This window comes from Chryseobacterium sp. JV274 (genome assembly GCF_903969135.1).
Classification (GTDB): Bacteria; Bacteroidota; Bacteroidia; order Flavobacteriales; family Weeksellaceae; genus Chryseobacterium.
Map to the genome: position 1 here is coordinate 1,443,867 of NZ_LR824569.1, position 24,980 is coordinate 1,468,846.

General features: G+C 37.3%; 20 protein-coding genes. 6 read left to right on the forward strand and 14 right to left on the reverse strand.

The genetic code is table 11. The features are described from left to right. Positions 1 to 460: 460 nt before the first annotated feature. From CHRYMOREF3P_RS06570 to CHRYMOREF3P_RS06605, 8 genes are all read right to left on the reverse strand, one after another. Positions 461 to 2,641 (reverse strand): TonB-dependent receptor domain-containing protein, encoded by a 2,181-nt coding sequence (locus CHRYMOREF3P_RS06570; RefSeq protein WP_077418563.1) that lies wholly within the window; start codon positions 2,639 to 2,641, stop codon positions 461 to 463. Positions 2,642 to 3,022: 381 nt separating this feature from the next. After that, on the reverse strand, positions 3,023 to 3,574 hold the full coding sequence (locus CHRYMOREF3P_RS06575; protein WP_047388034.1) for a DUF2652 domain-containing protein: 552 nt from the start codon (positions 3,572 to 3,574) through the stop codon (positions 3,023 to 3,025). Between the two features lie 59 nt (positions 3,575 to 3,633). Continuing rightward, positions 3,634 to 5,046 (reverse strand): efflux transporter outer membrane subunit, encoded by a 1,413-nt coding sequence (locus tag CHRYMOREF3P_RS06580; protein ID WP_077418744.1) that lies wholly within the window; start codon positions 5,044 to 5,046, stop codon positions 3,634 to 3,636. 16 nt (positions 5,047 to 5,062) lie between these two features. Continuing rightward, positions 5,063 to 8,203, reverse strand: coding sequence for an efflux RND transporter permease subunit (locus CHRYMOREF3P_RS06585; protein WP_180564167.1), 3,141 nt, complete (start codon positions 8,201 to 8,203; stop codon positions 5,063 to 5,065). A gap of 9 nt (positions 8,204 to 8,212) precedes the next feature. Further along, the gene (locus CHRYMOREF3P_RS06590) at positions 8,213 to 9,358 is read right to left on the reverse strand and encodes an efflux RND transporter periplasmic adaptor subunit (protein WP_180564168.1); all 1,146 of its coding nucleotides are present in this window, start codon (positions 9,356 to 9,358) and stop codon (positions 8,213 to 8,215) included. A 218-nt stretch (positions 9,359 to 9,576) separates the two neighbouring features. Beyond that, entirely contained in the window at positions 9,577 to 10,491 is a 915-nt protein-coding gene (locus CHRYMOREF3P_RS06595) for a helix-turn-helix domain-containing protein (RefSeq protein ID WP_077418560.1), read from the reverse strand. Positions 10,492 to 10,593: 102 nt separating this feature from the next. Beyond that, a complete protein-coding gene (locus CHRYMOREF3P_RS06600) occupies positions 10,594 to 11,340 on the reverse strand; it encodes a metallophosphoesterase (protein ID WP_180564169.1) in 747 nt (248 codons plus the stop codon). A gap of 110 nt (positions 11,341 to 11,450) precedes the next feature. Beyond that, entirely contained in the window at positions 11,451 to 12,839 is a 1,389-nt protein-coding gene (locus CHRYMOREF3P_RS06605) for an MFS transporter (protein ID WP_180564170.1), read from the reverse strand. 144 nt (positions 12,840 to 12,983) lie between these two features. On the opposite strand from CHRYMOREF3P_RS06605, the gene CHRYMOREF3P_RS06610 reads away from it, so the two are divergent. After that, positions 12,984 to 13,454, forward strand: coding sequence for an Lrp/AsnC family transcriptional regulator (locus CHRYMOREF3P_RS06610; RefSeq protein WP_077418557.1), 471 nt, complete (start codon positions 12,984 to 12,986; stop codon positions 13,452 to 13,454). Between the two features lie 149 nt (positions 13,455 to 13,603). Here the strand turns inward: CHRYMOREF3P_RS06610 and CHRYMOREF3P_RS06615 are convergent, their stop codons facing one another. After that, positions 13,604 to 14,119, reverse strand: a complete 516-nt coding sequence (locus tag CHRYMOREF3P_RS06615; protein WP_232538976.1) for a hypothetical protein — start codon at positions 14,117 to 14,119, stop codon at positions 13,604 to 13,606. A 16-nt stretch (positions 14,120 to 14,135) separates the two neighbouring features. Continuing rightward, complete coding sequence (locus tag CHRYMOREF3P_RS06620; protein ID WP_180564172.1) at positions 14,136 to 15,188, reverse strand: hypothetical protein; 1,053 nt, start codon at positions 15,186 to 15,188, stop codon at positions 14,136 to 14,138. Positions 15,189 to 15,641: 453 nt separating this feature from the next. Here CHRYMOREF3P_RS06620 and mnmE point away from each other — a divergent pair, with 453 nt between their 5' ends. Further along, entirely contained in the window at positions 15,642 to 17,027 is a 1,386-nt protein-coding gene (gene mnmE, locus CHRYMOREF3P_RS06625) for a tRNA uridine-5-carboxymethylaminomethyl(34) synthesis GTPase MnmE (protein ID WP_180564173.1), read from the forward strand. 164 nt (positions 17,028 to 17,191) lie between these two features. After that, the gene (locus tag CHRYMOREF3P_RS06630; protein WP_180564174.1) at positions 17,192 to 18,451 is read left to right on the forward strand and encodes a hypothetical protein; all 1,260 of its coding nucleotides are present in this window, start codon (positions 17,192 to 17,194) and stop codon (positions 18,449 to 18,451) included. Positions 18,452 to 18,509: 58 nt separating this feature from the next. Here the strand turns inward: CHRYMOREF3P_RS06630 and CHRYMOREF3P_RS06635 are convergent, their stop codons facing one another. Then, the gene (locus CHRYMOREF3P_RS06635; protein ID WP_180564175.1) at positions 18,510 to 19,100 is read right to left on the reverse strand and encodes a DUF4840 domain-containing protein; all 591 of its coding nucleotides are present in this window, start codon (positions 19,098 to 19,100) and stop codon (positions 18,510 to 18,512) included. Positions 19,101 to 19,324: 224 nt separating this feature from the next. Here CHRYMOREF3P_RS06635 and CHRYMOREF3P_RS06640 point away from each other — a divergent pair, with 224 nt between their 5' ends. Further along, positions 19,325 to 19,885 (forward strand): TetR/AcrR family transcriptional regulator, encoded by a 561-nt coding sequence (locus CHRYMOREF3P_RS06640; protein ID WP_180564176.1) that lies wholly within the window; start codon positions 19,325 to 19,327, stop codon positions 19,883 to 19,885. After that, positions 19,882 to 20,730 carry a sialate O-acetylesterase gene (locus CHRYMOREF3P_RS06645; protein ID WP_180564177.1) on the forward strand — a complete coding sequence of 283 codons (849 nt, stop codon included), beginning with the start codon at positions 19,882 to 19,884 and terminating at the stop codon, positions 20,728 to 20,730. The genes CHRYMOREF3P_RS06640 and CHRYMOREF3P_RS06645 overlap by 4 nt, the downstream gene beginning before the upstream one ends. A gap of 36 nt (positions 20,731 to 20,766) precedes the next feature. On the opposite strand, the gene CHRYMOREF3P_RS06650 is transcribed toward CHRYMOREF3P_RS06645, so the two are convergent. Further along, complete coding sequence (locus tag CHRYMOREF3P_RS06650) at positions 20,767 to 21,465, reverse strand: DUF1826 domain-containing protein (RefSeq protein WP_180564178.1); 699 nt, start codon at positions 21,463 to 21,465, stop codon at positions 20,767 to 20,769. A 194-nt stretch (positions 21,466 to 21,659) separates the two neighbouring features. On the opposite strand from CHRYMOREF3P_RS06650, the gene CHRYMOREF3P_RS06655 reads away from it, so the two are divergent. Continuing rightward, positions 21,660 to 22,478 (forward strand): helix-turn-helix transcriptional regulator, encoded by an 819-nt coding sequence (locus CHRYMOREF3P_RS06655; RefSeq protein WP_180564179.1) that lies wholly within the window; start codon positions 21,660 to 21,662, stop codon positions 22,476 to 22,478. A gap of 2 nt (positions 22,479 to 22,480) precedes the next feature. Here the strand turns inward: CHRYMOREF3P_RS06655 and CHRYMOREF3P_RS06660 are convergent, their stop codons facing one another. Together CHRYMOREF3P_RS06660 and CHRYMOREF3P_RS06665 are read right to left on the reverse strand one after the other, a co-directional pair. After that, positions 22,481 to 22,924 carry a YybH family protein gene (locus tag CHRYMOREF3P_RS06660; protein ID WP_077418547.1) on the reverse strand — a complete coding sequence of 148 codons (444 nt, stop codon included), beginning with the start codon at positions 22,922 to 22,924 and terminating at the stop codon, positions 22,481 to 22,483. 160 nt (positions 22,925 to 23,084) lie between these two features. Beyond that, entirely contained in the window at positions 23,085 to 24,950 is a 1,866-nt protein-coding gene (locus CHRYMOREF3P_RS06665) for a T9SS type A sorting domain-containing protein (protein WP_180564180.1), read from the reverse strand. Positions 24,951 to 24,980 lie beyond the last annotated feature (30 nt).

Genomic DNA, 24,980 nt, shown 5'->3' on the forward strand with positions numbered 1-24,980 from the left:
TTCTGTCGTATGATACAAGGAAGCAAAGTGAAGCGACAACGTCGCGGATGAAGCTAATAGGTAATGTGAACGTTTAGAAAGAATCAATTACTATTGATTCCATCTCTTTGCTCACTTAAATTCAAAAGTATCTCAGATTAAAACTTTGCGTTAAAAATAAAAATCTAAATTTTAGATGTGCTCAAATATTCAATCTTCAAAACTTTTTTTAAACCATTAAGGAGTTCTTAAGTGATGAAGAAAAATTAAGATTCAAATAAATTTGAATGAAGCACAGTGTTTTATGAATATCTTCAGATATGCTCTTAATACTCTTAACAGCTTAATATTTTCTTAATGGTTCAAAAACTTCAGTGTAGATTTTTTGCTATACTAAGATCATTAAGCATAAATATTTCAGGAAAATAAAAAGCAGATTCCAATTGGGAACCTGCTTTCATCGATCTAACAAATATTATGATTATTTTCCTCCGCCACCATTTTTCTCTACATCGGTTTTAGTATTTTCTTTTACCTTCTGGTTTCCGAAACGCTTTACAAACGTAAGAGAAACTCCGTACCAATCCCATTTTGAATACTCTCTGAAAGTCCCATCCTGGCTGTAAGTAGTGTTATCACCATAAGGTCTTTTGAAAATATTCATCAGCTGCATGCTCAGTTCCATCTGAGTTTTCGGGAATATTTTGGTGACTGAAATATTGTGGAATACGTTGGTATTATTCGCATATGAATTTCCATTGTTCTGATTGGCAAGTTCCACCCATGCACTCAGATTAATGTTTTTATTGAAAAGGTTGGTATAAGAAACATTCGCGGAGGCTCCCCAATAACTGATATAATCTTTGGCACCCAGCTTATTTTTCTCGTTAAAATCTTTATTATTAATGTAATACCATCCAAATCCGGCATTTACATTCAGTTTATTTTTCAGGAAGTTCTGATTGGTATTGGCAAAAAGGTAATATTTTTCAACTTTTCCATCAAAGTTCCCTGGTAGAGAAACTGTTCTTCCGTTTTCCGTTACATAAGTAGTCCAGTAATCCTGATTGGTGTGCATATATCTTGCGGAAAGAAAATACTTTTTCAAAATTCCGAATTTCAGATAAAGCCTGTCGTTGGGGTTTGGATTCAGATAAAGGTTTCCTCTGGAATACGTTCCATTAATTTCAGGCGTCACAAAAGGGTTAAATTCAGAATACCAAGGTCTCCAGATACTTCGGTTATAGGTAAGACTCAAATCAAATTTCTCTGAAAAATTATATTTCAGCAATAGATTGGGAAGAAAAGTTCCGTAAGAATCTCTCCTCTCTGTACCTGCCACATCCTGTCTCACTTTATAATCAATATATTCATATCGGATTCCGACTCTTGTTTCCAGTTTTTCGAAAAATGTTTTGCTATAATTGGCATATAAAGAGCTCAGATGATCTTCATAATGGAATCTGTCGTTTTTGGAAAGATTAGCATATTCCGGTGTACCATTATCAATACTGATTCCATAGAGACTGTTAGGAATAACATGATTGTTCAATTCCGTTTTCCCTCCTACTTCCATCGTACCTCCTGTTTTACCAAAAGGTTGTGTATAATCTATTTTCAGATAATAATTACGCATCTGATTGGAACTGATAGACCCCAGCTGCTGATTGGTTATGGCACCCTGCTTATTAATCTGCTTGTCAATCAAATTATCATTGTCATTACTGGAATAATTGGTTCCTAAATTAATATCTAAAATTCTATTTTTTTCTTTATCATAGTATTTATAGAAAGCATTAGTACCCAGATTACGGCTGAATCCCCAGTTATTTTGAATTTGGTGAAAAGATTCACCCGGATCTCCATCTTTTGTAGTCATCCCATCAGATTCTGCTGAAAGCAAATTCCTGTTCTGGGAATACTCCAGTACAAGTCCGAAATTATTTTTATCATTGATTTCAAACTCTGAAGTGGAAGAAAGAGATGGACTTTCATTTCTCATTACATTTTCCAGATTAAACTGAGTAAGTTTATTTTCAGCATAACGGTTATCCCATGTCTGATTCTTCTGCACATAAGTTCCGTCATTATAACTTCCAATAAGGGTTTGGGTAAATTTTTTCTTATGATAGTTGAGATTAAAATTTGTGTATTGTGAGTTTTTGGTACTTTGTCTGTTGTTGAAAGATATACTTCCTTTTAAACCTTCATCATCCCTTTTCTTTAAAACAATATTGATGACGGAACCTGACGTTTCATAACGTGAAGAAGGACTGGTAATCACTTCAATTTTCATCAGGTTATCGGCAGGAATTGTCTTAAGATATTCCTTTAATTCCTTCCCTGTAAAAACCGATTTTCTATCATTGATGTATACTGTAACCATCTGTCCTTCGGCTTTTACATCATCATTATTATCTATGCTTACCAAAGGAGTCATTCTAAGAACGTCCCATGTTGTATTTCCTGCCAGAATTGCACTGTTGGCTACATTAAATACAGTTCTGTCTACTTTAGATTCTACGGTCGGCTTTCTGGCAACCAGGGTAACCGCTTCTATTTCTTTTGTATTTCCTTTTACAGTATCCTTTGCTGCCGGGGCCTGCTGAGCCATTGCAAATGAACCTGCTAGTATCGCTATTGGAAATAAGATTACTTTCATGTGAAATTATAGTTTTTTCTATAAGACCATTATCTTCACAAGTTTGTTACATCAAAAAGTAAAAAAAATAAAATAAATCCTTAATTTCCAGCAAGATATCAACTGAAAATAGAAACATAAACTGGAAAACAGTGAAAATTTTTCAATAAACAAACACAATATAAATCACTTCCATAATAAATATTCTTAAAAACATATTTTATCTGTAATTTAATTTTTATTAAAAAACTTTACAATTTGTCATTGATATGAGAGTCTTCATTATGAAAATAAGTTGTTCATTCATTCAATTTCTAAAAGTCTTACCAACAAAAAAGCCCGGATCTCACCCGGGCCGCTAGCAATAGCAAATTTACAAGGAATAATATTAAAAAATATATGCTAGTTTAAATTTTCAAAATAATGGATAACGCCTACTTCAGGCAGACGACGCGGATCCTTATTAAAATCCGACTCCTTATTTTTGCTGTTTTCCAGAAAAGAATTGCTGAAAAGAGCATAAGAAGGCTGTTCTGCCAATCCGTTTTTCAAAAGCTGATGGGCTTCCACAATTGTTTTCCCATATAGTTTTCTGAAGTTTCCAATATTGTATTGTGAAAAAGATCCATAATGAACAATAAACTTGAGAGCCAGATCAATAGTAGTGCTTAAACTCTTACTCAGCTCCTCTATCTTTCTGTTGAAAGCACTTCTCATCTTCCACAGCATTTTTGAAATGCTCTGGTAAGACGGATTTTCATCATAACGGTAAAATAAAATGGCATCTCCCTCAATCTCGGAAATTTCAAAATACTGATCGTTCACATCAATCAGTGTAGACAATAGCTGTCTTACAATATACTCGCCTGTATACAATTTTGTATTGAACACAAATTCGGTAAATCCGCTGAAATCCGGAATTAAAATGATTCCCTCCTGTATATTTGTCTTCATAATGATAATGGATTAAAAACCTGCTTCATCATTACAGACGAAGCAGATTCAATTTTACTTTATTGCCACCCGCCTCCTACTGAGCGGTAAAGTGCTGTTATAGCATTCAGTCTCTGGGTTTTCAGAGAAGCCAGTTCCAGTTCTGCCTGAAGTTTATTCGATTGGGCAATGATCACCTCTACATAAGTTGCTGAATTATATTTAAATAACAGATCAGCTTTTTTCACCGCTTCACCGGATTTCACGGCCAGCCCTTCTGCAATTTTCTGCTGCTCTTCCAGTTTTTGAATTTGTACCAGTGCATCAGAAACTTCGGCTACCGCTTTTAAAACAGACTGTTTAAAGTTGATTTCCGCCTGATCAGCAACTACTTTAGACTGTTCATACTGCGTTTTCAACTGTTTTCCATTCAAAATAGGCTGTGCTACTGCTCCTGCCACCATTCCGAAAAGAGATCCCGGAACGCTGAACCATTTACTGATCTGGAAAGCATTTACACCACCCTGTGCTGTAATATTCAGTGACGGATACATACTCATTTTGGCAACGTGAATCGCTGCAGCGCTCTTTCTTACGTCAAGCTCAGCCGTTTTAATATCCGGTCTGTAGCTTAATAATTCTGACGGAACTCCCGCCGCAATATGATCCGGAGACTGTACATTGTTCAGGCTTGCACTTCTTTCAATTTTCCCGGGCATTGAACCCGTCAGCAGACTCAAAGCATTTTCCTGGGTTGTCACAGAACTTTCAATCACCGGAATTGATTTCAGAATCTGATCTTTTACAATTTCCTGCTGCTGTACTGCCAAAGCTGTTGTTAATCCCAGTTCCTGCTGTTTGATCAGAAACTTCAACGTATTATCAGCATATGCCAGATTGGATTTTGTAATTTCCAGCTGAGTATCCAGCATCAGCAGATTATAATATCCCTGCACTACAGCAGACACCACTTGTGTTTTTACCACCTTTGCTGCTTCCTGTGTTTTAAGATATTCTGCTAAAGCCTGCTCTTTTCTGCCTTTGATCTTACCCCAGATATCTGCTTCCCATGAAAAACTAAGAGAAGTTGTATAATCTTCCATATACCTTTTCCCCATGAACTGTCCGGCCATCATTCCATTCATACTGTTGTCTGAGGGACGGTTGATATTCGCATTGGCAGAAGCACCGATCGTCGGGATATTTCCCCATTTACTCTGAGTATACGCCAGGGAGGCAAATTCTATCTGCTTTAAAGCCACCTGAAGATCATTATTCTGTACCATCGCTTTATCAATCAAGCTTACCAGAACCGGATCTTTGAAAAAATCTTTGTAGCTGATCTTAGCAATATTTTCATTTTGCCCTGAAACAATACTATCATTTCTGAAAGCTTCGGGCATTTTAACCTCAGGCTGCTCATATTTCTGAACTTTACAGGAAATTGCCGTCCCTGAAATGAATGCGATATATGCTATATTTTTAATTTTCATTTTTAAATCATTTGAATTAATATTCCCAATCCGCATCTGTTACTACCTTTCCATTGATTCTCTCATGCAAAGCCTGGAATACCACAAAAAGAACAGGAACCACAAAAATTCCTAAGATCGTTCCGAAAAGCATCCCTGAAATGGCCGCATATCCAATGGAGTGATTACCCATTGCTGAAGGTCCTACCACAAAGATCAATGGCAGCAATCCGGTAATAAATGCCAGAGAGGTCATCAAAATAGGACGTAAACGTGCTTTTGCTCCTTCCACTGCAGATGCAATAAGACTTTTCCCTGCTCTACGTCTCTGAATAGCAAATTCTACAATCAGGATACCATTCTTCGCTAAAAGTCCAATCAACATAACGAGAGCAATCTGTACATAAATATTGTTAGACAGCTCCGCGAATGTAATTCCTACAAAGACTCCTGAAAGCCCCACCGGAATAGCGATCAATACGGCTAATGGAAGGATATAACTTTCATATTGCGCTGATAAAAGGAAGAATACAAATACAATACATAACCCGAAAATCATTACAGACTGCGAGCTTGAACCTGCTTCTTCACGGCTCATCCCTTTATAATCGTAAGTATATCCCGGAGGAAGTACCTGCTTGCTCACCTCTTCAATCGCAGCCATCGCCTGCCCTGTACTGTATCCCGGAGCGGCCATTACCGTTAAGTTGGATGAGTTGAATAGATTGAAACGGTCTACCACCTCAGCTCCCGTTACCTGCTTCAGGCTTACCAATGTATTGATAGGAACCATCTGGCCTAAATTATTTTTAACGAAGATTCCGTTCAGGGATTCTTTATCCTGTCTTGTTTCCGGAGTCGACTGTACCAAAACTCTGTAATACTTTCCGAATCTGTTGAAATCCGAAGCCTGAATACTTCCGTAATATCCCTGCATTACTCCCAGTACTTCAGAAACATTCACTCCCAGCTGAGCCGATTTCACTTCATCTACAAGGACTTCAAACTGAGGATATGTAACATCAAAAGTGGTAAATGCAACCGCTACTTCCGGTCTCTGCATCAAAGCTCCCATCATCCCATAAGAGATATTTCCTAAATTCTGAAGCTCTCCGTTGGTGCGGTCCTGAAGCACAAGCTCCATACCACTCGTATTTCCGAAACCGTCTACCGTTGGTGTGTTGATCACAAGGAAATTAGCTCTTTTGTCCTGGGAAAGCATCCCCTGGGTTTGTCCGATAATGTCATTGATGTTATTCACAGCGCCTCTCTCGCCTCCTTTTTTTAATTTAACAAAAATAGAAGCTGCAGAAGATGACATGGAACCACTGAACAGGTTTAATCCGTCTACTGAAATTACTTTGTCCACAGCAGGATTTTTCATCAATAGGTCTTCTGTGTCGGAAACTACTTTTGAAGTTCTGTCCTTTGATGCTCCCGGAGCAAGGTTTGCTGTTACAATAATAAAACTCTGGTCTTCATCCGGAATAAATCCTTTAGGTGTTGTCATAGACATCCAGGCGAACAATCCTCCGAAGGCCACAATGATGATCAGGGCCACCCATTTTCTTTTTAAAAGGAATAAAACAGCTTTCCCATATCGGAATGTCAGTTTATTAAAGCTGGCATTGAATCCCGCAAAGAAACGGTCTTTGAAGTTCATTTTTTCATGCGTTCCCGGATAGTGTTGTTTTAAAAATAAAGCACACAGCGCCGGGCTCAGTGTCAATGCATTGATTGCTGAAATCACAATTGCAATCGCCAATGTTAAGGCAAACTGCTGGTAGAATAATCCCGTGGAACCACTCATAAAGGCCACCGGAACGAATACCGCGGACATAATCAATGTAATAGAAACAATTGCTCCCGTAATCTCACTCATGGCCGACATGGTAGCTGCTCTCGGATTCAGTTTTTTATGTTCCATCTTGGCATGAACGGCTTCCACCACTACAATGGCATCATCCACAACAATACCAATCGCCAATACGAGAGCAAACAACGTAAGAATATTAATGGAGAATCCGAAAACCTTCATAAAGAAGAATGTTCCTACAATAGATACCGGAACTGCAATCGCCGGAATTAAGGTAGAACGGAAATCCTGAAGGAAAATATATACCACAATGAACACCAGAATAAATGCTTCTATCAAGGTATGAATAACCTGTTCTATAGACTGATCCAACGCTTCTTTTGTTGCGTATGGAATTTCATAATCCATTCCTTCCGGGAAAGATTTTTCCAACTCTTTCATTCTCTCCTGAAGAGCAATCTGCACTTCATTCGCATTAGATCCCGCCATCTGGAAGATCGCCATCGTTACGGAAGCTTTTTTATTATAATTGGAAGAAACCGTATAACTGTATGCTCCGAATTCCACTTTGGCAATATCTTTTAGTTTTAAAACAGAACCGTCGTTCAATGCTTTGATGGTGATATTTTCATATTGCTCAGGCTCTGTAAACTTACCTTTATACCGAAGAACATATTCCATTACTTCTTTACTTCTCTCTCCTAATCTTCCTGGTGCTGCTTCCAGGTTTTGAGTCTGAATGGCACGGGAAACATCGGATGGGGTAAGATTGTATGAAGTCAGCTTATTCGGGTCAAGCCAGATACGCATAGAGTAATCTTTATTTCCATACACCATTGCATCTCCTACTCCTTTTACCCTTTTCAGCTCCGGAACGATGTTGATTTTCGCATAGTTTTCAAGGAAAAGGTCGTTCATTTTTCCATCTTTACTGGTCAGCGAAACCATCGCAATCATACTGTTCTGTCTTTTCACTGTTGTGATTCCCGCCTGAATTACCTCCGCAGGAAGCTGGTTGGTCACCTGTGCTACTCTGTTCTGCACATTAATCGCTGCCTGATCGGGATCTGTTCCCAGTTTGAAAATAACAGTAATGCTTAATGTTCCGTCATTACTTGCGGTAGAAGTAATATAGTCCATATTTTCCACTCCGTTGATAGCATTTTCCAAAGGTGGCGCTACCGACCTGGCAATCGTTTCAGCATTGGCTCCCGGATAAGCAGCGGTTACCATAACAGTAGGCGGTGCAATGTCCGGAAATTTGGTAATCGGAAGGCTTACCATCCCGACAATCCCCAGTATAACAAGCAATACGGAAATAACCGTTGCCAGTACGGGTCTTTTTATGATTTTCTTTAACATGATTTCTTCTTACGATTTTTTCTGTTGAGCATTTTTCTTTTGTGCCACGACAGGGGTTCCCGGCTGTAATCGGTCAAAGCCGCTGGTAATATATTCATCTCCTGCCTTAAGTCCTTTGGCTACAATGAAGTTATCGCCGGCTTTTCCATTCACTTCAATGGGAACCATTGCTGCTTTTCCACCCTTAATTGTGAACACAAACACTTTATCCTGAATAGTTCTGGTAGAAACAATAGGAAGTAAAACAACATTGCTGTAGAACTGATCCAATACAATTTTACCGGTATTTCCGCTTCTTAAAAGATTATTGGGATTGTTGAATTTTGCTCTTAATGTAATTGATCCGGTTGTCTTATTAAACTGTCCTTCTACGGCATCAATCTTTCCTTTTTCAGCATATTGCTCACCACCGGAAAGAAGTAATGATACTGCCGGAGTATTTTTGATCACTTCATCAATGTTGTTTCCTACATACTGTTTTTGGAAATTATTAAAATCATTTTCGCTCAAACTGAAATATGTATATACCTGATGAATATCTGACAATAAGGTAATCGGTTCCTGATTCCCCGGCGTCATCAAACTTCCCAAACGATAGTTGAATCTCCCGATAAATCCACTTACCGGAGCTTTGATGGTAGAGAAATTCATATTGATTTTAGCTGATTCAATAGTGGATGTAGATTGGCTTACGGCTCCTCTTGCTCCATTGTAAGCAGCTTCAGCTTCTTTTACCTGAATTTCTGAAACCATTTTATTTCTGAACAGTTCTTTTTTCCTGTCAAGATCAATTTTAGAAGTTGAAAGGGTGGCCTGAGCGGTGATCAAAGCTGCCTGAGCACTTTTTAGCTGCTCGCGAAAAACCTGATCTTCAATTTTGAATAACGGCTGCCCTGCTCTCACAAAGTCTCCTTCATCTACATAAATTTTGCTTAAATATCCTGTTACCTGAGGTCTAATTTCCACATTGGAAACACCCTCTACAGATGCTGCATATTCTCTGGAAAGAGAGGCGTCTCCCTGGGTCACTTTTGCCACAGGTAATTCCGGTGCCTGCTGCTGATAGCCTTGGTTCTGATTATCTTTCCTACACCCCGTCAAAACGATCAGTGAGAGGAAAAGTAGGGTTGATTTTTGAATAAAAAATCTTTGCATAACAATAGTCCTTTTAAATTTTCCGGACAAAAATCGAACGAAAAAAATTCAATAGGATTATTCAAAAAACCTCTTGTTTTGTCAAAAAGACTCCTTATTTCAAAAAACATGAGAAATATCATCCATAGACAATATAAATGGTACTATTTGTTATTTTTAATCGAAATTATAGTTTAAATTTGGTAAAAAGACGTCTTAAAATCATAAATCACTCATTATCAATACAAATCATCCTTTCTGTATTCCAAAGGGGATCTTCCCACATGTTTTTTGAAAAACTTACTGAAAGACGCCTGATCTGAAAACTTTAATTGAGAGGCGACTTCTGCAATATTCAGGTTAGGATTTCTTAGCAGCAATCTGGCTTCTACCGCTAAAACCTGATGGATAATATCTCTTGGGGATTTGAACACCGTTTTATTAATGACTTTCGTAAGGTATTTACGGCTGATAAAAAGCTTATCGGCATAAAACTGCACGTTATGCTCTTCTTTGAAATGACGCTGAACCAGCGTGAAAAAGCTGGTCGTCAACTCATCTTCTCGATTGGTTACCTGATGAGGTTTTTCTGTTTTCTTGAAGTAATTATCAATTTCATAGATGACCAGCGAAAAATGATGCCAGATCATTTCATTAAAATAATAATTATCTTTTTCCTTATCATTCAACACTTTAAGTTCATCGAGATGGAAATTCAGTTTCCTGTACACATCAGATTCATTCCTGATGATATGAGTAGGATCTGACGAAAGGCTCTTCAGAACATTATTTGACTTATAATTAAAACCTGCGTCAGAAATAAAATTCAATGAAAAGAAAATATACTTAGCATCATAGTCTTCAGTAATTTCATCCAGCCAAAAAGTTTCTAACATCGGGCAAAAAACAATATCACCTTTGGAGACTTCATAGCTTTTGTCATCCAACCTGAATGTGACCCCGCCCTTCTGTATCATGAAAATGCAGAAATAATCTGAGCGGTAAGGAATATTTGGCTGTATAATATAATTAGCCTTATCAATTTCCATCACCACAAATTCCTTGATTCTAAGATCAAATTCCACCTGCTGCAACACTTCATCAAAAGCTAGCTGCGAAACAAAATCAGATTTTGGCTGGGATTTTTTAGACATTGGAAAGAAAATTAAGCACGAAGATAATTGAAAAAGGAAAAAGAGCCAAGAAGTAAAGAGAGCTAAGAAGGCAAATAATCGAATTTTACTTTTTATTGTTTCCTAAACAACAATCAGCAGTTCTTTATCATATCCGTTGTATTTTTCATCAATATAGCCGTGAGGATTACAGATAATTTCTGTTTCTCCGATTTTATATCTGCACGGAGTATGAATATGCCCATGAATCCAGTATAGTGGCTGATAGTGCGTAATTAAATCTTCCAGATCAGAAGCATAGGCTGTTGTTAACGGATCCTCTTTGTAATATTCCGGAACAGATTGTATACTGGGTGCGTGATGGGTAATGACTATATTTTTAAGTCCTTTTGAATCTTCAAGACTATCCTTCAGCCATTGTTTTGAAAACTGATGGATTTTAAAGGTATCCAATGTCCTCATTTTGGAATAGGAAGGATCTCTCCTGATCATTTTATAGTCATTCATTTTGGACTGACAAAGCATTCCGTACTGAACCGGATTCCCAAAGATGGAAAAATCCGTCCATAAGGTTGCACCGTGAAAACGAATACCGTCAATATCTGCAAATGAATTTTCCAGTACGTGAATATTAGAACTGAAGGCAGCTTCTTTGATCTTATTGAGTGTTTTTGGGTAGGACCCTTTGTAATATTCATGATTGCCCAAAACATATATTACAGGTTTATTGGGAATTGCATTTTTAATCCATTCAATTCCTTTGGTTCCCAAATTGACATCACCTGCCAAAACAACAATATCAGAATAATCAAAACATAATTCTGTACTCCCAAACTCCCGGTGAAGATCACTGATGATCTGTATTTTCATGATGTTTAGTAAAAAACAAAGGTAATGAAGTGATGTGGAAAGACAAAAAAAGAACCGATACCTAAGCACCGATTCTTCGTCATATAGTTTGTGTATTTTTAGACTGCCTGTTATGAAACAACAACTTCTGCCTGCTTCACTTTTAAGCTTTTCAATATAAAATAAAACAACATTCCGAGCGCTATAAGAGCATAACTGATTAAAACAATCAGATTCAGACTTCCTACTGAAAACTCTGAAGGAAAGATCTGGCTCATTAAAGTCATGAATGATAATCCAATCCCGGCTCCCAAAAAGTAACTTGTAGAGCTCAAACTTGATGCCAATCCGTAGTTTGAAGGTTCAACATCCTGGATTCCCATTACAGAAAGTGCGGTAAAACAAAATGTCATTCCTACCCCCGAAATACATGCTGCGCCTAATAAAACTACAGCTAGCGGATGTCCGGTATAAACAGAGATCAACAGTGACAATCCTCCCATCAGCATAAACAACCATCCTAAAACTCCCATCTGGGATGAACTCAGACGTTTTGATATATGAGGCAGAATAAATTTAGCCGTCAGAGCAGATATGATACTGAACGGAACAAGCATTAATCCTGCAGAAGCAGCGCTATAACCCATATCTTTCTGAAGCATCAGTGAAATCAGGAATAAAAACCCGATAAAAAATGCTCCCAACGTAAAGAATACAGCATTGGAAACCACTAAAGATTGATGTCTGAATAATTTTAAATCAACTAAAGGTTCTGCAACAAATTTCAGTCGGTAATATACCATAACCAAAAGCAGTATTGCCAGAATCAAGGAGCCTACAACCATGAACGGCTGTTCTTTAATATGCACCAATTCATGGGTACCGTAAGTAAGACTTAAAAGCCCAAGCACCATTAATATTCCGGAAATCATATCTGTTTTCTGTGCGGTTTCATTTTTCTCATCTGCAGGGAGATAGAAGTAAGAGAGCACAAGTGTTACAAGAAGAATAGGTACATTAATCAGGAAAACCCAGTGCCAACTTAGGTAAGTACTGATAATTCCCCCTACCGAAAGGCCGCTTCCTGAACCGATTGCAGCAAATGAACTGAAAATTCCGATAGCATGGTTTCTTTCCTGTTCTCCTCTGAATGTATTGGTCACAATGGATAATGCAGAAGGCATTACCAATGCAGCTCCTAATCCCTGTAAAGCACGGAATATTGCCAGCACTTCAAAGTTTTGAGATAATCCTGCGCCCAATGAAGTGAGCATAAAAATCAATGCTCCGAGTAAAAACATTTTCTTTCTTCCAATCTGATCTGAAAGCTTTCCACCAATAATCAGAAATCCTCCAAAGAACAATACATAAAGTGTCTGCAGCCATTGAACCGTTTCTGCTCCGATCTGAAACTGCTGTTGAATAGAAGGAATTGTTAAATTAATAATGGCAATATCCAAAGCCTCCACAAATGTTCCCACCGATGCTAAAATTAATATTACATTCTTCCTTGTATCCATATATTCAAATTTGCTGCAAAATTAAAATTTACAGAACGTATTTGAAAATTTAACCTTAAATTTGGAACAATATTAAAGATATAAAACACATTAAAGAACAAAACTACTGATAAATCAAACAACAATCCATAAAAACAGAACAAAATGGCAACTGAAAATTATATCCCTGACGAAAAAGACTTGTCTATCCTGCGTCTTCTTCAGAAAGACGCCAAGATGAGTGTCCGTGACATTTCAGCAAGAATCAATTTAAGTCCCACACCTACGCATGAACGTATCAAGCGCATGGAAAAACAGGGAATTATTAAAGAATACACTACTGTTGTAGACCGTAAAAAGGTCAATAAAGGAATGATGGTGATCTGTATGATCGCACTGAGTGTTCACAATAAGAAAACAGCGGGAAAATTCATTGAGGAAGTGGGCAAACTGAAGGAAGTTGTAGAGTTTTACAATATCAGCGGAGATTTTGATTTTATGCTGAAGATTCTTGCTCCCAATATGGATGAGTTCCATGAGTTTTTTGTGAACAAATTATCAGAAATTGAAGGAATTGGCCAGACCAAGAGTATTTTTGTGATGAACAGCATCAAGGAAAGTGCTCAGATTGTTTAAACTCAGAAATAAAAAAAGAGGTTGTCCCAAAACTGCCACTCTGAATACAGACAGCCTGCAAATGCAGTTCAGAAATGAGATTCTTTCTACGTCAGCATGACAAAAGCCAATAATTTAGCTTTTGAGATGACCTCTTTCTATTATTTTAATTATTTCCAGTAATTCCAGACTGATCCGTCAAATATTGCCAGTGTTTTGCTGGTTGTATCATAACAGATCATACCGGGATAAGGATTTTTTACGCTAAGATGCGGTGCTGCTACTTTTGGAAGAATCATTGCTTTATCCTGAGATTCAAGAACCAATACTCCATCAGCAGTACTTGCTGCCTCTCCCATAATCACTCCTTTACCTGATTCCGCAGAGTTATTGACGATAACCGCACTTGAATTACCAGCATCAGACAAAGACTTCCATGTGTCATTTTCGTAGACTTTCACTTTATTATCCGTAACATCAAAGATCAGTGTTCCATTTACCAAAGTCCCTGTAGGAAGTCCGGATGTTGCAGGAAGAATCAAGCCCTTTGTATTTCCGGACACGTTATCAAAGTCCAACACAGTACTGTTTCCATCTACCGTCTGTTTACCAATAGCTATCTGAGCAAAAAATGAGTTAAAAACGATCAGGGCAACGGCTATACTTATATTTCTTATATTTTTCATACTCTTAGTGGTTAGATTAATCATTACAGCTTTTTTGCACACATTTCCATTCTGTCCCGTTATAAAGCTTTACGCATTTGTCCTGGATATCATATAAAAGCATTCCTTCTTTCGGATCGGCAATGGCATCATCAGATTGCGGTGTCTGGCTTACATGCTGAACTCTCGTCATGACAAAACCTTTATTTTTTGATTCCATGGTCAGGAATCCATTAGGTATATTTTCCGGCCAGGCATTATTTTTCTGCTGTACTGTAATTCCGAATTTCGTAAATCCATCAGGTGTTCCTGAAACCGCTGGTTTTGTACAGAACCCATCCAGGTCATCGATGATAACCGGAGCATTCCCACAACTTGTTTTATCTTCGGACAGTCCTTCAGGCCAAATACCCGGACACATGGCTTTTGTTGCATTAGGACCGCAGAAGCTTGAATTCCCCATCCCTAATCCTGTAACAGATCCCATGGCAATTGTTACAATCTGACTATCATCACTAATAATAGAAGCTCCCCCACCCCCACTTACGTCTGCTTTTGCAATACAGTAAGCTTTTCCGGTAGGAATTCCAATATATTCAACAGAAGGATACGTTGTAGACTGCTGGGTAAATGTTCCGCAAATCTCTACAACACTGTTTGTTCCCATTTCAATAACTGAGGTTGTTCCAGGGTAAAATCCTCCAAAAGTTGGATCTTCCTGAACTACCGATCCTACAAGAGATAAGAAGGATTTGGTTCCTAATTTAATTTTTGAGTTTTTCTGAGATCCGAAAGTTCCTACTTTCACTGTTCCTGTAGATTTAACACTGGCTCCATCACCGATTTCCAGAACCCCATCAACCTGAATACTATTAGATTGAAGCTGCCCGGATTGAATGACAAGTGTTGCCCCATTCGGAATACTTATATTCGTACTTACACTAAGGCTGCCATTAAGACAATAGGTATTTCCACTGGTCATGGCCTGTCCTGTGTAAGGAATACACTGAGCATATGCTACAGCGCTGAAAAAGAGCATTAATAAAAAAATGACTTTTTTATTAATTTTAAAAAAAAATAATTTATTCATGTACATTTACAATATTTTAACAGATTATTATTGTTTAATTGGGAAATATTTAAATTTTCAACATCATCGACGGACTAAGAATCAATTAACATACCAAACAGATGTTTAATTTTTTATAATCTTAAAATACTCATCAAAATCCATATTTAACAATCCTATCAAAACATTCACAAAACACTATATTAAAACACATTAAACCTTTAAAAAAGATTACAATTAAGAATTTTTTATATTATTTAAAAGTTTAAATATTCTTTTTCATCCCTAATTAGGTGATGGAATAAAGAATCCTATTTTTACATGCAGCATCCTTATTCACAATACAAAATGATCAAAACCATGATTAATTTTATCTGGATTCACTCTTCTCTGTTTTTCATCCGAATACAACAATAGATAATCTGAATAACAGACGTCAGCGAAAATTCATATTAAAAACCGTAAATTTGCAGCATGAATAACGATACGATATGTGCACTGGCTACTGCCAATGGAATAGGTGCTTTAGGCATCATCCGGGTTTCAGGAAATGAAGCTTTATCTGTAGTTCAGAAAAGTTTTCCGGCAAAAAATCTGGAAAAACAGAAATCCCATACCATTCATTACGGTTATTTTATGGATGAGGAGGAAGCCATTGATGAAGTAATGCTTTCCATCTTTCTGGCACCAAAAAGTTTCACCACTGAAAACTCTGTGGAGATTGCATTTCACGGCTCGCCGCATATCGGAAAACGTATTCTTGAAACACTGATCAAAAACGGAGCGAGAATGGCCAAAGCAGGTGAATTTACACTTCGTGCTTTTATTAATGGAAGAATTGACCTTTCTCAGGCAGAAGCCATTGCTGATGTGATTGCCTCTGATAACGAAGCTTCCAGAAAGGTAGCCATCAATCAACTGAAAGGAGGAATTACCAATGAAATCTCTGTATTAAGAACGGATCTTTTAAATTTCGTTTCCTTAATTGAACTGGAGCTTGATTTTGCGGAAGAAGATGTGGAATTTGCCGACAGAAGTGCCTTAAGTGGATTATTGGATAAAATTGAAGTCAAATTAAATTCGTTGATTGAAAGTTTCCAATACGGAAATGCCATTAAGAACGGAACAGCCGTTGCCATCATTGGAAAACCGAATGCCGGAAAGTCTACGCTGCTGAACTCCCTTTTGAAGGAAGAAAGAGCAATTGTAAGTAATATTGCCGGAACGACCAGAGATACCATTGAGGAAATTCTTCATATAAAAGGCCACGCCTTCCGATTGATTGATACGGCAGGACTTCGCGAAACAGTGGACGAAATTGAAGCTATCGGGGTAAAAAAAGCAAAAGAAAAAGTAGAGAACGCCAATATTCTTGTTTATCTGGCCGATGCTGCTACTGAAGATTTTTCGGAGGATATTGAAATGATTCAGTCGCTGCTGAGAGAAGATCTGAAGCTGATCATCTGTGCAACAAAAATTGACGAAGTTGTTCCTACAAAATATGAAACAGTAGAGAATATTTTCAGAAATGCCATTTCTCACGAATTTGATTTTATCAAAATCTCAGCTGTTGAAAATCAAAACATTCAGGATCTGAAAAATGAATTTTCATCTTATGTTGAACATTTAAAATCTGAAGAAAATAACGTTGTGATCACCAACCAACGTCACTTTGAAGCCCTTAGAAAATCCATGGATGCCGTTGATAAAGTGAAAGAAGCTATTTCCTCCCAGATTTCTACAGAATTACTGGCTTATGAGCTTAGAAACGCCCTGGAACATCTTGGAGAAATTTCCGGAGAGGTTACTAATGATGAGGTGCTGGGAAATATTTTTTCTAAGTTTTGTATCGGAAAATAAATTTATTTCTTATCACCATTCAAAAATTTTGAATTTAAAATATAAAACAGCCCTTTTCAAGGCTGTTTTATATTTTATTAAAGTCTCTTCGAACTAAAAAATAGCGAAAAAGGGTAATGTTTTAGTATTTGTTTACAGAGGTAACTTTATCAAAAATACGTACCATGAACACAATTATTAAAAAACTATCCATTTTAAGTGTATTCGCTTCACTTATGGGCTTCTGCTCTATCCTCTTTGCTCAAGTTTATCCTATCGGGCAAATGGTTTTGACAACTTACGGTCAGTCTTTTACCATGTATAACACGGGAGTAATTGTCCAGAATGGAAATCCGGGAAATGCAGGCCAGGCAGTATATGACCAAACCGGAATTAATTATCTGTGTTTGCCTTCGGCAGTTCCTTATCAAAAGGCATTTTTTCTTGACTTTAATAGAAATATTATCGAATTAGATTACAGATTGGGATATCGGATTGTTGGCTATTCCACTATTCCTGTTCCTCCGCGGCCAGTTATGTATCTGCCAAAACCTATGTATGACAATGAGATAGGAATTGAAACCGCTAACGGATTGAGACCGTTACCTACACAGATTATTGATGAGCAAAAACCTTTTGGAGATGTTATGATGACCAGTGAGCAGACTGCAGTAGACTGTTATAAGAATTCTTTGAATTTTGATGGATCATTAAATCAGATGAAATTCGGGGACTGCATGGTTACGAATATGGCTGGTAAAAAAGAGCTTGAAATTTATAAATGCGCCAAAAACTCAGCAACCATGGAGGAGCAAAGTCTTTGTATGCTCAGTATTTTAGGCGGGTCAAAAGAAAAGCAAATTACTCAGGATATGCTGAAATGCTATAAAGAATATGGTGGTAATTACGAAATGTACCCGCTTTGTTTCGCTGACAAAGTAAACGATCCTGAACTCAAACAATTAGTCTCCTGTTTTAAAGATCAGGCTAACAGTGGTGAAATATCTTTCATGAGAACTGCGGTTTGTTATGGAGCAAGTAAACTTAATTTGAATACGGAAGCACAAATAGCCGTTGAATGTGCCATAAGTACCGGAGGCCAGCCCTACGCATTTGCAGGTTGTGCAGGTGGCCAACTGACTTACCGTGAATTAAATAAATGCTTAACAAACGGTGTAGGCGGTGACAATGGATGTTTTGGAAAGAATAATACAATCGTTAAAGGATTAAATCAAATTGGAGACGCTTTAAAAGGTCAGTTTGGTCCTAATAACGATATTGTCAAAACATGGAATACGACCGTTCATGATTTACAATATGGCCCCGGAAAAAATCACGAAGCGGTAAAAGTGGTCAGAAACATTAGTAATGAGCTAGGGAAAGCAGGAACTAATGTAGCCAAAGAAATAAAAAAAGTGGTTCCCAAAATAAAAATCAAATGGTAATTAACATAAAAACAGATGCACTTGTACAAGTGCATCTGTACAATATCTAATTCTGCTACTACTTCTTCAGCATTTGAAAATTATATTTTATGGGGTTGAAAGGATTGACAACTGTTCCTTCAACGGTTATTTTACTCGCAAGCAGTTCAAAATTCATATTTTGTGTATTCTGTTTGGTAAACAACCCTTTCTTGGAAGCTGTAAAGGTGATGACAACCTTCTTGTTTACCCCATCCACAGGAACCTGAACAGTTAATTCTTTAGGAAGAAGATTAAGTTCTATTTCCTTTTTATACTGGTATAAAACTGCTGTATAATCCAGATCATATTTTATTTTTCCAATTGCTGTTAAGGCTTGATTTGCTTTCGCAGGATCAGAAATTACAGCGTAAATAATCTCTTTCATAGGAAATTCTGAATAGGAAATCAGGTTTTTCTTGGCAGCAAAAGCAACCGCTGTTTCTCCGCTCACAGTTCCCTGGGATACACTTGCCTTTCCTGTGTATTCACCGTTAAGATCATCAAAACTGATGGTCACAGGATTAGGTTTTGGAGCTTCATCATCATTACTGCAACTTGCCAGAACAAAAGGAATAGCCAGTAAGATCACCAGCATTGATATCAATTTTACATGAATGAATTTTTTCATTTTGATTTTGAATTAATTATTTTGATTAAAAAAATGTTTTTATTGGAGTACTCATCTATATAAATACAGAAATTCCATATCCTTGCTTGGGGCTAAAAAAAACAATTTCAATCATCTGATTTACTGCCTGTTATTTTTAACATCTATTTCTATCTATCTTTATTTTCAAAACAAATGTCTCAAAATTGAGACATTTGTCCTATATTTGAGGTGCTTAAAAAATAATGAATACCCAACAAAAAATTATTGACACAGCAATATCTGTGTTCAATGAGAATTTTTCGGCAACATTTGAAGAGATCGCAGTAAACTGTAATCTTAACCGCAGGACATTGCACCGATACTTTAAAAACCGAAACGAATTATTGGAAGCCTGCAATGCAAATATGATGAAGGCCTGGGAAGGGGCGGCCATTAAAGCCTGCAACAGTTCTACCAATCCCCTGATACAACTGGAAAATTTATTATATGCTGGTATTGACAGCGGAACGAAGTATGCCTTTTTAATTAAGCTGAACGAAGTGGAGCCTGCTTATACAACTGAAATAAGTAAGGATTATTTAAAAGCAAGAAGCAATATATTCAGTGCAATAGTAACGTTGCAGAAAGAACAATTGATAGACAGTACACTGCCATTAACGTGGATAAGAATTCTGTTCACCAGTGTTATCACAGCAACTATCACCGCATACAGATCGGGAGATATTGCTCCTAATGAAGTAAAAAAATTAGCCTGGAATTCATTCAGCAGAAGCATAGGCTTAGTATTAAATAAACAAAAATGATACATTCTTTTTTAATGATAGGCCAGTCCAATATGGCCGGACGTGGCTACGCGAAAGAAGTTCCGCTTATTTTTGATGAACATATTAAAATGTTGAGAAACGGATTATGGCAGATTATGTCAGAACCAATTAATTTTGACCGTCCGAGCTCAGGTGTAGGGCTCGCTTCATCATTTGCAGCTTCCTGGAGAAAAGATCATCAACAAGATGAAATTGGATTAATTCCATGTGCTGATGGGGGAACCAGCCTTGATGACTGGGCTGTAGGGAGTACTTTGTTTGAGAATGCCCTATCACAGGCCAGACTTGCCCAGCGAACAAGTGAGATTAAAGGAATCTTATGGCATCAGGGTGAAAGTGACTGCTCTCCTGAAAAGGCAGAACAATATCAGGAAAAATTCTCTAAGATTATTAATGCTTTACGCCAGGAACTCAATATTCCCGAAGCCCCGCTTATCATTGGCGGATTAGGAGATTATTTACCCAACGGATTATTTGGTCAGTATTTCATGCACTATTCTTTCGTCAACCGGGAACTTGAGGACTTTGCGCAATCTAATGAAAACTGTTATTTTGTTTCCGCAAAAGGGCTTACGGCTAATCCTGATGGTGTTCATTTCAATGCGCATTCACAAAGATTATTAGGAATCAGATATTATTGTGCTTACCGTGATCTAAAACACCTTCCAAACTCCAATGTTAATGAAAATGATATTTTGAACGAAATCTATAACCGTCCTTATACCAAGACAGAAAGACTCAAGCTGCTGGAACACGAATTTGCAGTCGGGAATATTGAAGGTAAAGATTATTTAATGCAACTAAAAGCTATAGGGCAAGAGTAAAGGAACATCTTACTTATTATTTCAGCATCTAATATATCAGCAAATCAACAGCAACCGATATTCACCATCGTTTTCTACAGGAGCTCTATGAACACATGGCAGCGCCTGCTGTTCCGGATGATCTACAGCGATTCTCCAAAGATGACCTTTCCCTAAATTTACGGGTTCTGCATTGGGTTTAGGCTGATAATGAAGATCAAAGAAATATTCTCTGAGGAAGTCTTCAAATTCTTCTTCGGGGCCATCGTGTAGTTTTTTGAGCTGTTCCCGGATTTCAGGAATCAAAATTTTCTGTTCCACATGATCATTGGGAATGATATCACTTGCAGCTCCATGGTAGGTACATAAAAAAGTATCTGTTCCGATGGGTGAACGATCTACATGATATGAATATACATCTGTTGAAATGAAACCGAGTTCTTCATCCCGTTCATAACATTTAAGCAAATTAAGAACCGGAGAAGCGCCAAAATCATTTAATAACTGTAAATCATTTAAGATCATTTTTCTTGCCATATCTCCTTCTTCTGATAATTGTAATGCTAAAAGATCCTGAGCGGAAATTACTGTTACATCTTCATTTAACTGAAGTTGAGAAACGATTTCTTTAAAATTTCCAACCAAATTCCGATGCCAGCAAATTGCATTCATCATTCCTTGAAAACTGGTATTTACAAGTTCAGAGAAAGAAGATACCACCTCTATTTGCTGATTGTCAGAAAATATATTGCCCATGTTTTGAAATAAGCGGTTTAATTGCTTACTGGCTACAAAAATACGGAATAGGTTATTTAAATCGTCATTACAAAAAATCAGATGTACTTTTAATATGGAAGTTTTTATTTGACATTCTTCTTTTCTATTCATATTATATTTATTCCTAACTTAGAAGAAACTATCTGTCAATGAATTAACACCCATTACCAGCTATGCAAATTTTACCTTCCGCCAGCTTAGCACCTTACATAAAGAGTTATACCGTTGTTACCATTGATAATGATCTCAGGGATGAAGTTTTTTATCCCAGCGGATATATAGATCTGATCATTAATATTTCCGGTGGTGCTGCAGCTACTATTATTAATGGAAAAAGAAAGGATACTCCGGATATAGAGCTTCTGGGACACCTCACACTTCCTACCAGGCTTACTGTTGCACAGGGAACTTCGGTGCTGATAGCAAGGATCTATCCGTATGCCGGTACTTTATTCTTTTCTGATCCTTTGTCGGAATTCACGAACTACGCTACTGATATGTATGATGTAGCAAAAAGTGGAAGCACAGATTTATATGACCGCATCATGTTTGCTGATAGTCTTTATAAAAAAATCAATATTTTGGAAGCATACTTTCTTCAACAGTTGAAAAAAAATGAAAACCGGGTAAAGAAAGCTATCATGGTTCAGGCACTCAGCCAACAGTTTTTAATGAATCATCATACATTGGACCTGCCGGCTTTGGCACAGGCTTCAGGGTTATCGGAAAGATATATTCAAAAGCTTTATCTTACGAATGTTGGAATAAGCCCCTCAGCTTTTGCTGCTGTCATCAGATTTAACAAAAGCCTGCAAATGGTTCTCAACACCCCGGAATCACTTACCACTATAGCTTATGACTGCGGGTATTATGACCAGGCCCATTTTATCAAAGAGTTTAAAAAGTTTACAGGCATCACTCCTTCTGTCTCCAGACAGTCACTGATTAAAAATGATATGGATCTTCAACAGGCTGTCAATATTGGTTTTTAATTCTATTTTGCAGGATGATTACTGCTGAACATGTCGCGGTGCATTTTCCAACCCTCTTTTGTATTCTTCCAGATCACTATTACTTTTCCGTCATCCAGTTTTTTACCTTCTACATCTGTCATTTCGTAATAACTTTCTTCAGTGACTGAGGTTTTACCATCTCCATACAGGTTTTGAATCGTAAACTTGACCTGAACCTTAGGTCCATTTTTAAAGAAATTGAGTAACTTTTCTCTTCCGCAAACCGGTGTTGTATTGGAAGGAAACAGACAGGCATCATCTGTATATCTGGTCAGAATAGATCCGTCATTTTTGTTAGCCAGATCGGCATAGATTGCATTACTGGCTTCAATAGTCTTTCTTACCGTTTTCATAAGATCTTTAGTCTGGGCATTACACCAGGAAGTAAGTATTAATAACAAGCTTAGAATAAGTAACTTTTTCATTTTATTTTTTTATACAAAGCAAATTATTCTGACAGACAAAAAATTGTAAAATAACGAACAAGTTTATTTTTTCAATTAAGAGTATCCAATAAAAAACAGCGCCCCCTTTTGGAGAACACTGTTTTATATATAAGGTTATTAATTTTCAGTTTTATTTTTTTTACTTCTTCAATATCTTTTCTGTTACTGTAGAAGATTTGGTTTTAAGTTTAATATAATATACTCCTGTCTGAAGAGAAGATAATACTACCTGTTCCTGCATCAAATTCAAAGTTCCCTGTTTTACCAGTTGTCCTGTTGCACCAAAGATTTCATAAGAAACCAAAGGTTCTTTACTTCTGATTGTAAGTACATCCTGAACAGGATTCGGATATAATTGTATTCCTGCCTGAACAGCTGTTTCTTCTACTGACATCTGGCTGCATGCTGATTTAGCAAATTTTGTAAAAAAAGACTGAGATTTCCCTCCTGATACATTGACAGCCATTGTATTGACATTATCATTGGTATCTGTAAACAATTGGTCATGAAAAAAGCCTCCCACCACATAATTGCCATCTTTATCTGCAGCCACTGCTGTAAATTCATCTATCACATAAAAGTTACTGTGAATCTCTCCCGTTCCCAAAACATCTCCGGTATCTTTGTTAAGTCTTACCAATAAAGGATCCGATCTATCTCCATCAGGGCGCACCATTGCATAGCTTCCCCAGACATCAGACCAGCTTCCTTTGGCAAAAGCAATTTCATTTCCATTAACAGCAATTGTTCCTTTGGTAAAACGGTAACCAAACTGAAGACCAGACATACTATCCGGAGTTCTTGCCCATTGTACTGTACCTGACGCATTCATCTTCATGACAAACGGAACGGCTTCCACATAACTTCTCAGAGGAAAAGTATAACTTCCGAAGGTTGCAGGCACTGTTATTCCATTAAAATAACGTCCTGAAATATAAACATCTGAAGTAACCGGATCTTTTACAATAGAATGAATTTCATCATCAGTACTTGTTGTACCATTATTAAGTTCTTTTCTCCATACCTCAGTTCCGGTTGTACCATCAAAAGCCAGCACATACGCTGCTTTCGTAAACAGGACATTATTGTAAGAAAGATCAACCAGATTACTGAATCCGGGATCCATCCTTTTACCGGCAAGATAATAGCGGTTCAAACTTTCATCGTATACTACATTAACCTTTCCCTCTCTTCCCACTGCATTTATCGCATCTCCTGTAATAGGCAAAAGCAAGGGAACTGCCGGTGTCATATTACCATTATCATAATTGAACTTCACGGCATAATACTGATAGGTTGATGTAAAGGATGAAGGTACTGTAATCAAACCATTTAAATGGGTTCCCGCTCTGAATCCCATCACAGCATGGATGTTTTTGGAAGAATCCATGTACATCATCTGAACGTCACACATACGGGATGAATAATTAACGTCTCCCTGCAAAGGCTTGCTCCATGCCAGTGTACCGTCAGAAGTATTATATTTCAACAGAAAGGCTGCTTTGTGGGCAGGATCTATTGTTTGGTCATAATGGGTATACAACGGTAATGTATGGGTATCATCGAAATGTACAGGAACAGCATTTGGATCTCCTACATAAGAATTATTATAAATGGTAGCCATCACATATAATCCCCCGTTATTATCTACTTTAATATGCCAGGCATTTTCTCCGTCTCCCGATCCCCCTATTGGTCTGGACCATCTTATATTTCCTTCACAATCAGCAGAGAACAGAAAAAGATCACTCAGACCGTAATTGGTTACAGAAGTACCATTTAGATTTTGTCCCTGTTCGCGCATTGTTGCAAGATAGTAAGTGTTATTGTTGTTATCTACTACAATATCCCTTATTGATTCATCAAATACATAATGAAACCCCGGATCAGCAGAACCTGTTAATCCTCCTACCTGTTTTCCCCATTGCCATTGGTAAGTCTGGCTAAAAGATAATCCTGGTAATATCAGAAGAAGTCCCCAAAGTTTGTTTTTTAGTTGTATCATAAAAGTTCATTTAATTATCACATACTATAA

What these genes read in the sequence shown, in the direction of transcription:
- CHRYMOREF3P_RS06650 (WP_180564178.1), bottom strand. Translation starts at nt 21,465, where the DNA reads ATGGGCAATATATTTTCTGACAATCAGCAAATAGAGGTGGTATCTTCT.
- CHRYMOREF3P_RS06655 (WP_180564179.1), top strand. Translation starts at nt 21,660, where the DNA reads ATGCAAATTTTACCTTCCGCCAGCTTAGCACCTTACATAAAGAGTTAT.
- CHRYMOREF3P_RS06590 (WP_180564168.1), bottom strand. Translation starts at nt 9,358, where the DNA reads ATGCAAAGATTTTTTATTCAAAAATCAACCCTACTTTTCCTCTCACTG.
- mnmE (WP_180564173.1), top strand. Translation starts at nt 15,642, where the DNA reads ATGAATAACGATACGATATGTGCACTGGCTACTGCCAATGGAATAGGT.
- CHRYMOREF3P_RS06640 (WP_180564176.1), top strand. Translation starts at nt 19,325, where the DNA reads ATGAATACCCAACAAAAAATTATTGACACAGCAATATCTGTGTTCAAT.
- CHRYMOREF3P_RS06660 (WP_077418547.1), bottom strand. Translation starts at nt 22,924, where the DNA reads ATGAAAAAGTTACTTATTCTAAGCTTGTTATTAATACTTACTTCCTGG.
- CHRYMOREF3P_RS06605 (WP_180564170.1), bottom strand. Translation starts at nt 12,839, where the DNA reads ATGGATACAAGGAAGAATGTAATATTAATTTTAGCATCGGTGGGAACA.
- CHRYMOREF3P_RS06600 (WP_180564169.1), bottom strand. Translation starts at nt 11,340, where the DNA reads ATGAAAATACAGATCATCAGTGATCTTCACCGGGAGTTTGGGAGTACA.
- CHRYMOREF3P_RS06580 (WP_077418744.1), bottom strand. Translation starts at nt 5,046, where the DNA reads ATGAAAATTAAAAATATAGCATATATCGCATTCATTTCAGGGACGGCA.
- CHRYMOREF3P_RS06635 (WP_180564175.1), bottom strand. Translation starts at nt 19,100, where the DNA reads ATGAAAAAATTCATTCATGTAAAATTGATATCAATGCTGGTGATCTTA.
- CHRYMOREF3P_RS06595 (WP_077418560.1), bottom strand. Translation starts at nt 10,491, where the DNA reads ATGTCTAAAAAATCCCAGCCAAAATCTGATTTTGTTTCGCAGCTAGCT.
- CHRYMOREF3P_RS06575 (WP_047388034.1), bottom strand. Translation starts at nt 3,574, where the DNA reads ATGAAGACAAATATACAGGAGGGAATCATTTTAATTCCGGATTTCAGC.
- CHRYMOREF3P_RS06610 (WP_077418557.1), top strand. Translation starts at nt 12,984, where the DNA reads ATGGCAACTGAAAATTATATCCCTGACGAAAAAGACTTGTCTATCCTG.
- CHRYMOREF3P_RS06665 (WP_180564180.1), bottom strand. Translation starts at nt 24,950, where the DNA reads ATGATACAACTAAAAAACAAACTTTGGGGACTTCTTCTGATATTACCA.
- CHRYMOREF3P_RS06630 (WP_180564174.1), top strand. Translation starts at nt 17,192, where the DNA reads ATGAACACAATTATTAAAAAACTATCCATTTTAAGTGTATTCGCTTCA.
- CHRYMOREF3P_RS06615 (WP_232538976.1), bottom strand. Translation starts at nt 14,119, where the DNA reads ATGAAAAATATAAGAAATATAAGTATAGCCGTTGCCCTGATCGTTTTT.
- CHRYMOREF3P_RS06585 (WP_180564167.1), bottom strand. Translation starts at nt 8,203, where the DNA reads ATGTTAAAGAAAATCATAAAAAGACCCGTACTGGCAACGGTTATTTCC.
- CHRYMOREF3P_RS06645 (WP_180564177.1), top strand. Translation starts at nt 19,882, where the DNA reads ATGATACATTCTTTTTTAATGATAGGCCAGTCCAATATGGCCGGACGT.
- CHRYMOREF3P_RS06570 (WP_077418563.1), bottom strand. Translation starts at nt 2,641, where the DNA reads ATGAAAGTAATCTTATTTCCAATAGCGATACTAGCAGGTTCATTTGCA.
- CHRYMOREF3P_RS06620 (WP_180564172.1), bottom strand. Translation starts at nt 15,188, where the DNA reads ATGAATAAATTATTTTTTTTTAAAATTAATAAAAAAGTCATTTTTTTA.